A 13,908-nucleotide genomic window follows, 5' to 3' on the forward strand; every position below is an offset into this window, starting at 1 on the left:
AGTTCATGCAGCGTATCTTTTCTTTCTGATATCCTTCATGCACTTGCTTGTGCATGCAAGGGTGATGTGCATTGAGGTGAAATCTTCTGAACGACCATGCTTCTTGTGGTTTGCCTGTGCCTGACGTTTCTCTATGATGCGACGGAGAATTCTGTCCTGCACTTTTGAAGGCTTCATCTTACTTCTGATGTTCAAGTTGAGAAGGATGCCGTCAAGTACCTCAATCTCAATCTTGTTTGTTGTCACATTGCAGAGCTCTTCGGTAGCTGCCTTGCGATAGCGATTAGATGTCTCAACACGTTCCCAACGCTTGTTGGTTCTTCTGTGAGCATCTGCCTCTGCCTTCCTCTGCTTCTTTGTCTGCTTTGCTGTTACCTTGTTATTCATGGTTGCCTTGTTGTTGTTTGGTATCTGTTTCATAGTCGTCCGTTTTTGATTTCGAGTGCAAAATTACTACTTGATTTCGGATTTGAATAATGTTTCTGTCTGAACAATAGTTCCTCTCATTTTGGAACCATTGTCTCTCTGATCAACTACTTCTTTCCTGCGAAAAAACAGTAATAGCAGTACCGATTGCCGAGCAGATAGCTGCTGCGAGCAACCAACGATCTTTCTCTGTCATGGGCGTTTCTGTTTTTGGAGATTGCTGTGTTTCCATTTGCGATCAGTTTTAGGTTTCCACCAACGAATTGCAGCGTCAACTTCGTGGCGGTTTTCGAAGTTTGACTCTGCAAAGGTAATAACTATTCTTGTGATAAAATCAAGAACTTATGATTCTAATGGTTCCTCCGTATTTGGAACCATTCGTTGAAGTTTCTCTCCAGGTTCAAGGTAGTGTGAAACTATGTCTTTCACTCTTGTCGCGAAGATCTTACGTATCCTTGGCGGTGACATAACTTCGAGTCCTGCACCCATCTGGAGAACACGACCAATAAACTCGTTGTTCATCTCTACATCAACAGAGAACTCAGCATACTCTCCATCTTCGTATAATCCGTAAGGCTTCACAACCTCGTATGAATGATGCAGAGGCTTTGTGTCTATTAATTTAAATATATAATGTTCGTGCGCGCGTATAACGATGTGTTCTTTGTTCGGGTGCTCCTTCATGTGGCTCACGCCCACGATGTCCTTGAAGAACTCATCATAATAGTGCTCCGGTGCAGGAACATAGTCCACCTTACTCCTCTCACGAGGTTTCTCTTGTATGCGGTCAAGAGCAATGTTGTACCCGAATTCCGGTTCTCTACCTTCTGCATGACCGAATAAATGCCATCGTCCATTGTACTCTTTCAAGTAATGCGGATGAAATAGTAAGGTTACTTGTTCATTGTCGTATGGCTTATATTCTATCTCCATCACCGTTTTGTTGGTAATAGCTTCATAGAGCTGAGGGAGATATTCTATATTGGTTAATATTCGGTCAAGGCTTGAACTTATCACCTGCTCACCTTTCCGGCGCTTAGCCTTCATGTCGAGCAAATCCTGACAATCATGGAAGAAGTACTCCAACCACGATTTAGGGAAGAATCCAGCAGAGTCCTGGCAAAACTTCCAGTACTGACGAAGATTATTGATGACCTTGGCATTACGCATGTCTGCAAGTGGATCATCATCCTTACCAACGTATCGAAAGCGCTTATTGCGGTTGTTGCCTTCTTCCTCAAAGCATTCGCCAACGTCCTTTTCAAGCTTATCGGCTATAGCTTTCTTTAGTGTGCCAACCACCTTCTTCAACTCGCCATACCCATCGCAATTTGACAAATTAGCAGGAAGTTCTTTTGTTGTCACACCAATATAATCAGCCATGATATCTGCATAACTAACCCATCGGTGACTCATAAGCCACCGATAGGTTATCAAAGCAAATTGTGCCTTATAGCTATCTCCGTCAAAGAGGTTCTTGCGTTGCATGATTATTAATCATTTGCCGGTCTTACGTTTATTGCAAAAAAGATAGGCTTTCCCGTTTTTGGATTCGTTCCTTCTTTTAATTCAAACAAAACCTCCTCTCTTTCAGAATAGTCGTATTCTCGAGGGGAATTGTTTGGTGCAAATCCCTTTCTATTGTCAATAATGTATACAGGATGATTATCTACAAGAATTCTGTTTCTGTCACCATTAATTTTTCCTCTTAAAGCAGAACTGCTGTCCGACCCAGTTGTAAAGGTATTTGTATTAGTGCGAGAAGGAGAAGTTGGAACTTGCATGCCACATAATTCATCTCGACATAATTGTAGAATTCTAACTTGCATCTTCGCGAACTCATAATCATAAATCGGGCGACTACCATTATTGACAATCATCAATAAACGCTCCTCCGGCATTGTCGAAGGAACACATTCTCTATGATTATATAGATGCCTTAATGCACGAGTTAAATTAGCGAATTCGGACGATTTATCAGGAAGATTGTTTCCGTTATTACTTCCTTCATAGTATAATTTATACAACGATCCCGAAAATGCATCCATTGAAGCTTCATCATAGCATCGCTTTCTTAAGATTCCAAATTCGATTGGATCTTCGTGAGAAGGAATAAATACCTCATGAACATTAATATACCGTTTATTTACGCCAACTCGCAATCTTTCTATTTGACCTACTAGCTCATTTAGTTCTTCTTGCTCTATGGAATCAACATCCACAACTTCCTTGTCATGGCTACATGCACGCAAATAATCTTCCAAATACCCAATCGGCAAATAAAAGGTCGATTCAGAAATGCTATTTACAAGACCCTTAGACCTTAAACTCGTTATTCCGTCTGGTATAGTTCCTTCAAAATTCTTAGGTCCTTTTGAAAGTAAGAACATTGTGGAACGCTCTGCTTCAGATACAAACCGATTATTAATTATCTCACATAAATAATCTCGAATTACATCATATTCAGGCAGAGCAACCTTTCTATTGGTATACATATGAGAAGCTACAAACTTAGCATAATATGGAACGCCTCCTGTCTTCTGAAACAAAGGAGACAATAAATCCAAATACTGTTGTCTTAAGAAAGTTTCTTCAATCAAAGAGCATTCATGTTGCCAAAGAGAGGTGAAGTCCTCCTTTGATGTTGAAGTAATCGTCACATTCTCCAATCCACAATTAAGTTCTGGAGAGCCTACACTCGTGCATATTGCACTCCATGTTGAGGTTCCGGCAATCCAAAATTTCAGATTAGACTCTGGAGAAGTAGCAGCACCTCTTATTCTTGAAAAGTCAGACGGAGTATCAAATGCCTCTAAAAGGAGATAATCAATTTCATCAAGAAGCAACAACAAATATTTGTTGTTCTTTGCAAGGCTGTTTGCAAGTGTAAATAGCACTTGCTTTTGATATTCAGGATTCCATTCTTCCATTTGTACTCGCATGTCGAGTTCATCGCAAGAAATATCTAAAGAACATCTTCTAGATATTTTCAGCTCCCCTTCTGGCAACAAATTATCCAAACACATTTTTGATGCAAGAAGCGAAGCCATAGATCTATATACAGCAGGAGTATTTTTCTTAACTCCACATTGAGTTTTTACATCAAAATACAAAGGGTAAGCCCCAATACTACTATTGTTAACCAAATATGTTTCCAAAGACTTCATTAAGCAAGTCTTACCAAAACGTCTGGCGCCAATTATTCCTGCGTTTCCTTTTCTTTTGGCACATGAAATCAATGTCTCGATTTCTCTATTTCTACCAAACAAATCTTTTGTAGAGGTAATATCAATACCTACAATGAAAGGTTCCATATTATTGATTGTTAAAGTGAAAATTCTAAATCTAAATCTCTATGGTGAACAAACCACCAACGTCTAAACAAGTCAACGCTCAAACGATACACCTCTCTACCTTCATCTGTAAATGAATATAGTATCTTCTTATCTTTTAAACTCACCAAAGCTCTTGTCATATTGAGTCGTCTTTCTTCATTTACAGAATACTTATCCCATAAGCGTTTAAGTTCATCCATACTTATGCCGCGTTCAATTTGAGTACTTTCTCTATTAAGGTAGGAAATAGATGAAATCAATTGATGCTCGGCAATATTTTCCGGATCAATCTGATTATTATGGAAATTAGTTTCATCCAAAGACTCCCAAGTATCTCCTTTACCAGGTTGTACTTCACCGGTTAATACTCTAACCACATCATTAACCTCATTGAATCCTAAATGTCTATGTTTGCTAGCGACAGCATACTTACCACATGCTAAGCATATCCATTGAATCCAATATGGCACACAACCAGACAAAGCGCGGATATAAGCTTTTGCCCTTTCGTCAAATATTATTTTAGGACATGCATCGATTAATTCATTTGCATATTGCTCCTCAATTTGGTTAATAGGCATTGGCAAAGTATTATTCATTTGACCTGCAATATACTCTTTTTCCTTTGGAAGTTCCTTTATATCGTAGGTACCAGAGTAAACAAAGCAAGCTTTTCCAGTCAACGCCAAATTTCTTAATGTAGAAATAAATGTCGCATCTATTAAACCCTCCTTGAGCATAAGTCGAACAAATGAGAACTCGTCTATTGTAACAAGCGGAATAACATTATTCTCGTTAAGGACATCGATTACCTTACAAAAATCAATTTGCGAAAGACTTTCTGCAGGAGGAAGACCATCTTCACCATAGGCTGCTTCAACTTTATCGGCCAATTCATCTGTTAACTTGTCATATATATTCGTTTCCAAAGCCCAAGTCCAAAATTGGGCAGAGGTCGAATTCTTGTATGGGAATTCGTTTAAATACCATTTGAAAGCTAAAATGTGTTTAGAAGAGTCTTCTTTTAATATCTGACCATCAATTCGATTTCTCAGATAATCCAAAATTGAAGATTTACCTGTACGAGTTAATCCATAAAGAATATAAGTCAAAGAACGATCTTTTGACAAATAGTGATCGATCAATGTCCTCAACTCTTTCTCGCGACCTTTAAATATGTGTTCCTCTGGAGTGTTGGATATTGTCCAAGGAATATCAATTTCGTCCGACAGCACATCCTCATTTTCCACTTCATATGTAGCTTCATATTCTCTTGGTTGTAATTCCTTACCTTGATATTTAGCTACTAAATCGAACTTCACATTGGCAGATATGATTTCATAGAAGTCAGGAGAAATAAATCTCTCTCCACAGCAATCTCCTGCGGATAACTCTTCATTATGAGTTATACTGTATTTTTTGCCATTAATTGATGCGGTAACAACGAAAGATTCAGCAGTAGAGTCACCATTATTTGTTACAACAATGCTGATACAGCCATTACCACTAAGATCTTTAGTGATAAAAGCAGGTTCGCAAGAAATACTCAAGACAGGCAATGTTCGTGCTTCTTTTTCTTTGATTTGTCGCCCGATTTCCTCCAGCCAATTGTTAAACAAGTGAGAAAAGAATGTTCTACCATAATTTGTGGTCGTTTCTGTAATTGATTTCTGACCATTGAGAAGAATTTGCTGAGATGTAACTAAGCTTCTATATCTTTCATTCTCTCTATGTCCAGCATAATTAGCGAGAGTATTTAGAACCTCTTTAACGATGTTTTGAGAATTTGTATCAGTATTTGTCATTAAGGCCGAGTGCTCTAGTACCGAATTCCATAATGAAACGAAAGTTGTTATGTCAAATTGGTCAAATTTCCATTCTAGGCAATCATGAAGACACGTTTCAAGTTTCGTGATTCTTGTTCGACGATGCTGAATAATTCTCTTTAAGAATGTACCCGAAGTTAATTTACTGTCAACATTCGCATTTTCTATTGAATTAATTAGATTACAACATTTTTTTCTAAGATTATCATCATCTCTGAAAGCAGAGAACATCGGCATAAGTCCGTCTGGTGAACCACTTAAAGTGTTCCACGAATTTTCAGATGATGCTCCTATTGCGATACATGATCGGAAGAACACTTTTTGTTCTTCATTGCTATCCCCAAACAAAATTTCTTGCAATTTTGCCTTTAAAGTCCAATCTTCCCAATCAGAGTCGGGAGTTTTTCCTCCTTCTAATTGCGAAATAACGAAATGTAATTGTAAATACTTTAATAGTAATTCTTGGAGGTGATTTTTCTCTCCTAAACTATTAAATATACCTAGAGCTTCAATATAATAGCTACAAGCGCAATCACAAAGAGCTTGTAATTCTGCAAATTCACCAGTATTGTTTCTTATTAAGTTGGCAAATCGAGCATACATTCCATGCCCTTTCATTCTTGCATAGTTAGCAACAGAAATCTTATACATAATTGAAGATGTCTGTTTGGTGTTATAATAAGCACCAGCTGCCTCTAAAAATAACTGAGCCTTACCCTCAAATGATTCCGTGTCGTCATTGCGTTTGTTTTGAGCTCTACCAAACAGTTGTTCGGCAGGAATTATTTCATTCGAAGGAAGTAGTTCCTGCCGTTTAGCCTCTTGGCACACATCCTCAAGAAGCATTTTGCTGATACTATCGCTTGAAGAATCTGGATTATTGATATCATTGGAATCCATCCTTTGAATGGACTCTTTTAGCTTTGTGATGGCATTATTATTGGGTTTAACACTTTCTGCATATAATATTGCTTTTAATGCCTCTTCTCTATTATTATCTTTCTGATACAATCTTGCCATTGTTATATACAAATGGCCAATGCTATTTACATTAACGTCACTCTGTTGTTCAGTTAGAACAATAAGATATGCAAGGGATTGCAAAGCTTCAGTTGTATGATTTAATGCAATCTCTGTATTCACAATTCTATCAAGATAACTTCTTAAGTATTTAGGGGTTGGACGACTTGTGTTTATAATTTGATAAGAACGTTTAAGACATTCTTCTTTCTGTCCATTTCGAATTAAAGTATCCAGTTCCTTCTCTAATTGCTTACACTTTGATTCGTTCAAGTTTGGCATTTTTTTGCTTAGGAAAGCCGTTACTTCATTTGAAAATAAAATTGTAGGCTTAACCAATTTTCTTTGCGATGAATCATTATCTGTGTGAGAAGTCTCTATGATTTTTGGAAATCTTGTTCTTTTACTATATGGAATACTATCTAAATCGACCTTGCCCATTACTTTTAGTTGAAGGCCTCCATTCTCTAATATTTTTTCCGACTCGGTTTTGTATAGTTCTACATTTGTTGGATGGATGGCTTTTATAGACTGATCTTCAGGGGTATTGGTTGATTTGTCATATTCTTCCGCTTCATCATCAAAAATATCTGGATCTGTTCCTACATACGAAAGGATAATTTTTTGGAATTTCTCTATTTCTATATAAGCTTCCTTTTTGGAAGTCATTTCATCCATCATGAACTTCAAAACAGCAAGCATTGTTTTTTTTCTTTTAGCTGTAACTCCTTTGCGATATACAAGAGCTTTTCTAAAAAGATTCATTACATCATGGTATGATGTTTCAATTAATGAAAACATAGTTGAATTCTCATTAATCCTGTTGCAATATAAGCGAGAACCAGGAGCGCAACTTTTTTTTCTTGAAATTGACAAAATTCCCTCTTAACGTCTCCGATAATCCAGAATCAGTTGTTATATTTATACCATTGTCATTAATATCTACGATAGTTGCATTAGTAGGTATTAGCGTCCTATTGTTTATGGATAAAATTGGAAATATTTTTAACAATAATAGATCAAAGATATCAAGCACTTTCTGAGAAGACAAACTATCTGCATCTCTGAAATTATTTTCTACCTCAGTTGTGGTTAAAATATTTTGAATACTATCTATGGAAGTTTGACGAACCGTTATTATAGTTTCGTCCCTTTTTTTGATTGTTGCAAAAACCGGTGTCAGGTTAACGATTTCACCAGACACTTTATTTGTGTTAAAGGATATTTGAACCTTGTCGCCAACCTTATAGCTATTAGTTATAATATTGTACAGAGGAATATGGCCGCAATTAGGACAAATAAATGCGGATTTTGATATTTTTTTTCCACAATCTGGACATTCGACAAGTTTGTTCAATAACTCCGTATTTTTTGATTCTTTTATTGGGGCAATAGATGGACTTTGATCTTGCATCTGAATAGTATTTAATTGTTCTTTTGCAAATAAAAAAATGTTTTGGGCAATCCTTTGTAACCTAACCCCAGTCCATGTGATAGGTGGGTTATTAGCAGCTACTATCAAAATCTGTTTTGTCTCCTTTATTTGATGAAAACTAAAAATAACCCCGTATACTTCAAAATACAGGCATTTTTGGTTCTTATCATAATATAGTTTTGAATCATAGAAACTTGTTGCATTCTTTAGTACACAATCTGCAACTGCAGAAACTCTTGTTTTTATGAATTCATAAAACAATCTGGATTTATATTTTTCTGTTTTAATAGCAGCATTGAGTAAATTAATAGCAGATAGAAAATAAAAGAGTGAATTATCATCTGTGACATTTATTTTATTGATTACGCCCATCGCCTCATCAACTACATTTTCGTCAATTGGTTGTATTTCGTCTCCAACCAATTGACTGTATAGTCCAAATATGTGTTCTGATATTTTGCTCATAACATTTATCAATTATTGCGTTCAACCAAAAGTTCTCTAATATTAACCTTAAGCAAATCTGAAATCTTTGCTAACGTCTGCAAGTCTGGTTGTGAGGTATTCGTGCACCATTTGCTGACGGTAACAGGATCCTTGCCAAGTTGCTCAGCAAGCCACTTGTTTGTTTGACCTGCGTCTGCGAGAACTGCTTTCAGTCGATTTAGTTTTTGGGGATTTTCCATATTTAATAAATTAACGTTGAACACAAATTTACTAAATTACATCTTAATAAAAGAAATAATATGTAGTTTTCTTCAATTTGGAGTGGCAATTTAACATTAACTACCGAAATACACAATAAATTGATGGAAATTACAGGATGCGCTTTAATATTAACGTGTTTATCCACATATGTGTGAAAATATATCACATCCATCCTTGCTCACCCCTTAATAAAACATTTATCAACAGTGTTAAGATGGGTGTGGTAAAACGACCTCTATCCATGCGTAAGAGTCTCTTGTGCTAAATCAACTGCAATTTATGGTATTATTTTAAAAGATGTTGCTAATTTTGTAGTTTAGAATGTTTTGTATTTATTAAATGGTTCGATACAATGGGTAAAAGTCATCTGTTTTTAAAGAACGAATTTGGTATCTGCCTTAAGTTTAACCGAACAAGAGGCAGAGATGATGAAGAAGAAACTTCGGAAGACGAAAAGAATTATTGTCGGCAGAGAGAAAAGCTTCATCGTTGCCGAATTAATTTTAAGCAAGCCTTAGAAGAACGCCATAGCTTACGGAGACAAGATGTGGTAAGTGAACATTTTGATATGCTGTCTATTGATTTTTTGAAAATTGCAGATAGCACCTTAACAAGACAATATTGCCAAGTCTATGGATTATCCGAGCTTAATTATTCCAACATGAATCAGACTGTCCTATTCGCTATAGTTGACGAAGATCGATTTAATGATGTTTTTATAACTCAAATTGATTCCTTTTCAACGGAAGAAAATAACGAAAGTACAGAATATAAGCCACTGACTTTGATGGCCGGTTTTAGTTATTGGGATAGTGATTCGATGAAGCCTTTTGGTATTACAAGCGATGATGCTCATGATGTACTTCTAGAGTTGGTGGAGAGTTCACCTAGAATAGCGATGAAACATCAAGCTATAGTGAAAGCAATGGAGGAGTATTTAGATCAGAAGCAGATTCTTTATAAAAGGATAGAATCTGGAATATACCAAATAAACTTCATTTCTAAAGATGATTTGGCTATTTTATTGGATAATTTTGATGTGATACAAAGAATTCAATCTTTGTACACTACTCGTGTACGTCCTAACACTTTTGGTGATTTGGAAAGGGTGTCAGATGCAACTTTAAATTTGCTGGAAGGAGCACCAATTATTGGTGTAATTGATACAGGTGTTCAAAGACTGGCCGTACTAGATCCCATATTGGAACATGATGGACTTGATTTAGTTGATAAGAATACCCCGCATCCGTATGAGATTGATTTAAGGTCCGATTCAAGTCATGGTACAACTGTTGCAACATTAGCTGCATTCGGAAACAACTTCTATCGTAACATGGATGCTAACGTAGTTGATGCTGATGCCAAAATCTTTTCTATCAAAGTACAGAGAGGCGAAACTGGACTCGTGAACATCGCCGACATAAAAGAGGCTATCACTATAGCTCATCAAAACTATGGCATTCGTATCTTTAATCTTTCAATGTCCGTTCGTGGAAAATTTTATAATGAGGATATTTCTACTTATGCATATATACTTGACGAATTAGCCTACATATATGATTTGCTGATTTTTATTTCCGTTGGTAATCTTAGTGAAGAGGATATTAAGAATATGCAGATTGTTGCTGCTAATCCTAATACGAGTGAAAGAGTTAAGCGTTTTCTGAAATATCCGAATCATTATTATAATCCCTTCATTTCGATAGAAGAAACAGAGTGTCACGACGGCGAGTGTATGAATCTTTGTGAACCTAGTGAAAGCATGAACAACATGTCTGTTGGTGCTATTGCTGAAAGTTATAATATTAATCACGGTAATCATGGATTGAGTTTGGGGTGTGAGTTTCCTGCTTATTATTCGCGTAAATACCACATAGACTACAATTCGTTGATTAATGGCACTCGTTTCAAGAACAACCAAAAAAATAAGAATCTCTTTAAGCCAGATATTGTTATGCCTGGTGGTGACCAATTGGATGTTGAGTCACGCATGCTAGTTTTAGCACCGAGAATAGATGGAACAGGCCTGAAAATAGAACAAAACTCTGGAACGAGTTACGCAACTCCATTAGCAGCTAATATTGCAGCTAAGATTGTTAGTAAATATCCTAACATAAATATGCAATCAGTGAAGGCTTTGATGATTAATAGTGCAGAACCGATTAAAAAGTATTATCTCGAAGAGATTATCGATGAATTGAAATTTTTGGATAATAATTCATATCCCTATGTTGATAGTAAAGAGAAAACTCTTTTATCCAAAAAGTATAGTGCAGAACGATTATCCAAGTATATTTCTGGTCATGGTGTGCCTAACATTTCTAAGTGTATAGATTCAGACGATAATCGTTGTACGTTTGTTATTGAAGATACAATAGCTTTCGATAGTCACAAGGTTGTTAATCTGAATATCCCTAATTATTTACTTCAATACTCAAAGAAAGGTGTATTATTAACTTTAACTGCTACACTTTGCTATAAGTTTAATCCTAAACGGGCTGATGTATTATCTTATTGCCCAATTCATATTGCTTTTAACTTTGGAAATAGTATGAATCATGATGAACCAAGAAAGAATGCAGAGGAATATGCAAGTAAAAGAGCCTCTGACGATAAGGATAGAATGGCAATAAAGTCTAGCGTAGGTTCATGGTCTGATGATTTTTACCCTGTATCAAGTAAAATGTTCTCAAATGTACAGAAGATGAGTTTAAATATTAGCCGTGATGAAATCGAAAAGATTCGTAATCAGATATCTATTATTTTTCGATGCACAGGTCGTGAGTATTTAGAAGGCACAAATCATCCATTCTCATTTGTGCTGACGATTGAACAAAAACATTCTGCAGAATTGGATGGGAACAGTTTATACGATAGTTTGGAGCAAGTCAATATAGTGGAAGCTATTGCTCAGGCTGCTCTTGAAGCAGAACTATAATTTAAATTTAAACGATAAAAGGATTGGCATTAGCTAATCCTTTTATCGTTTAAGAGTTTTTTCCAAATATTAGTTCGAATAATATTGTCATTATATCCATCTAATATATTCCGTTTGATTGCATTAAGCAAAGCGCGTTTTATAACGTAGTAGGACAAATTTCTACATTCGCTATTGATAATGTTTTCTTTGACTTGTTCATCGTCAAAGACGAACCGATCTTTAATCGTATATTGGATAAGAGCATGTACCTGTTCAGAGTTTGGTAAATCCATCTTAATAGATAAATCAAACCTTCTAATAAGGCTTCGTCTATCATTTGTAATTGATTAGTAGCTGCAATGATGATAGTATCTTGACTTACAAAATCAAATAGTTGTAATATGGTATTTACAACCCGTTTCATTTCGCCATGATCTTGATCGTAATCTCTTATTTTCCCTAAGCTGTCAAACTCATCAAGCAAAACAATAGCTTTTTCCTGAACTGCAGTCTTAAATATTTGAGTGAGATTTTTGCTTGTTTCTCCTAGTCTCGATGAAATGACTGTACCCAAATTGACTATAATCAGTGGACGATTCAATTCGCCAGCTAATACATAGGCACTTAATGTCTTTCCACATCCTGATGGGCCATGAAGCAATATCTTATTGGATACTGGAATATCCATTTGGACAAGAGCCTCAGTTTGTTGTCTTTCCTTGATAAAATATTCAAATTCCTCACGAACATCTTGCGTACAAACTAAATCCTTCATTGTAAATGAAGACGTTACTGTCTGTAAAATATACTCGTCAGCTTTGTAGTCAAAATGCTTATTTAGTCGATATTCTTTTAGCTTTCCCAATGAATTCTCTCTATCAGAATCTTTAATGATAGATAGGATTTCAGTTGCAAATTTGCCTCTGTTATTTTGTTGAGAATATTCTACATACTGATACAACAAATCTCGCAAACGAGCATTGTCATTTGCTAAGGCAAATTTTGCTATTTGCTTGATGTAATCAGCCTGCTTCATAATGAATTTATTTTCTTTAATTTACAAAATTAGGCAATTTAGTCGAATTACCAAAATTTTGGAAGATTGAAAAGGATAATTTAACAAGAGATCAATTTCAACATCAACTTTATAGAATCTGTTTGCATTAACATCATATCGCAATTTATGAAAATAAGTATTTCCCTTATTTGTTTTATTGATGTCTTTTCTTCTCAGTTTGATATGGTTGGGTGTTTGATAATTTGCTCATCTATTTTAATCTTATGATTTCCAGTTGTTGTTCGCAAATTCTTTCTGATTGTATCAATGGTGGAATTGACAAACCATTCGTGGAATGTTTGTATAACGAATTGAGCCGTGACATCCCGGCTGATGTTATATTGGAAAGCAATGTTCCAAGCGAAGTTCTTTAATGAAATTTGGGTAACAGCTGTACGCCGTTTGATGTGGATGTTTACGCTAAGAGCTTGCTGATTGGTGACAAAGTATCGGACACATTCGCAGATTTGGAAAATTTCTTCTTCGCTAAAATCAAACTGCCTGAATGTATTTCGAGTGTATTGCAATACGGCTTGTAGTTTTTCATCTTCTTCTCTTTCTTTTTGCTGTAGGTATTGTCGTTCTTTGTGCTGGTACTCATAATGGAATAACTCCATCCGTTTCATTTGAATATTGTCATTGTCAACCGTAGATATAGCAGTTGCAAAAGTGCAATCATCTTTAGTTTGTCGGTCAGATTTCGTAGGCTTATGGCGGACTAAAAAAGCAAGAGATATTATATGTGCCGACAGAGAGAGGCATAAATGGTAAATGAGTTTTAGAGCAACATAACAAGCTACCATGACAAAAGGGAGAATGCTTAACTGCACATTCAAAGCATCACTTACTGGAAATGATATTGTGGATGCCAGAAGCACTGTTACTACTTCTATTGCCCACGATTGGAATATATGTTGCCTTTGCTTCATAACTATTTTTATCTATGGTTGTCTTGCAAAGGTATAATGTATTTCCATAAAAAACGAAAGCCAAAAATAAGCAGCAAAGAGGCAATAACTTCATTTTATGGTGTTTTTGCAAACAAGAGCATAACAAGAGAAAATACCGATGAAAAAATGAAAACATCTGCAAATAAGAAATGAATAGTTAAATAAATATAAATCTTTCTTTGACCTACATAAAGCCAGGTTTGTCCTTATGCTTTTTGTGTGTCGCTTATA

The 13,908-nt window shown here is 35.8% G+C and carries 9 protein-coding genes; 1 reads left to right on the forward strand and 8 read right to left on the reverse strand.

The genetic code is table 11. From position 1 onward, the window contains the following. Positions 1-3: 3 nt before the first annotated feature. The 6 genes from JCM16496_RS11525 to JCM16496_RS11545 form a co-directional block, all read right to left on the reverse strand. Positions 4-420: a hypothetical protein gene (locus tag JCM16496_RS11525; RefSeq protein WP_008154630.1), complete on the reverse strand. Its 417-nt coding sequence runs from the start codon at positions 418-420 to the stop codon at positions 4-6. 348 nt (positions 421-768) lie between these two features. Beyond that, on the reverse strand, positions 769-1,914 hold the full coding sequence (locus JCM16496_RS11530) for a helix-turn-helix transcriptional regulator (protein ID WP_008154629.1): 1,146 nt from the start codon (positions 1,912-1,914) through the stop codon (positions 769-771). A gap of 5 nt (positions 1,915-1,919) precedes the next feature. Continuing rightward, positions 1,920-3,740, reverse strand: a complete 1,821-nt coding sequence (locus JCM16496_RS11535) for a hypothetical protein (protein WP_008154628.1) — start codon at positions 3,738-3,740, stop codon at positions 1,920-1,922. 11 nt (positions 3,741-3,751) lie between these two features. Then, positions 3,752-7,408 (reverse strand): ATP-binding protein, encoded by a 3,657-nt coding sequence (locus JCM16496_RS11540; protein WP_244440340.1) that lies wholly within the window; start codon positions 7,406-7,408, stop codon positions 3,752-3,754. 13 nt (positions 7,409-7,421) lie between these two features. Continuing rightward, the gene (locus JCM16496_RS23755) at positions 7,422-8,507 is read right to left on the reverse strand and encodes a zinc ribbon domain-containing protein (RefSeq protein WP_244440341.1); all 1,086 of its coding nucleotides are present in this window, start codon (positions 8,505-8,507) and stop codon (positions 7,422-7,424) included. Positions 8,508-8,515: 8 nt separating this feature from the next. Next, entirely contained in the window at positions 8,516-8,728 is a 213-nt protein-coding gene (locus JCM16496_RS11545) for a helix-turn-helix transcriptional regulator (protein WP_025814305.1), read from the reverse strand. 374 nt (positions 8,729-9,102) lie between these two features. Between JCM16496_RS11545 and JCM16496_RS11550 the strand changes: the two genes are divergently transcribed. Then, a complete protein-coding gene (locus JCM16496_RS11550; protein ID WP_008154625.1) occupies positions 9,103-11,688 on the forward strand; it encodes a S8 family peptidase in 2,586 nt (861 codons plus the stop codon). Between the two features lie 139 nt (positions 11,689-11,827). Here the strand turns inward: JCM16496_RS11550 and JCM16496_RS11555 are convergent, their stop codons facing one another. Next, a complete protein-coding gene (locus JCM16496_RS11555; RefSeq protein WP_244440342.1) occupies positions 11,828-12,706 on the reverse strand; it encodes an AAA family ATPase in 879 nt (292 codons plus the stop codon). A gap of 194 nt (positions 12,707-12,900) precedes the next feature. Further along, positions 12,901-13,656, reverse strand: coding sequence for a hypothetical protein (locus JCM16496_RS11560; RefSeq protein ID WP_008154623.1), 756 nt, complete (start codon positions 13,654-13,656; stop codon positions 12,901-12,903). Positions 13,657-13,908 lie beyond the last annotated feature (252 nt).

The sequence above is a fragment of the Bacteroides rodentium JCM 16496 genome (assembly GCF_000614125.1).
Classification (GTDB): domain Bacteria; phylum Bacteroidota; class Bacteroidia; order Bacteroidales; family Bacteroidaceae; genus Bacteroides; species Bacteroides rodentium.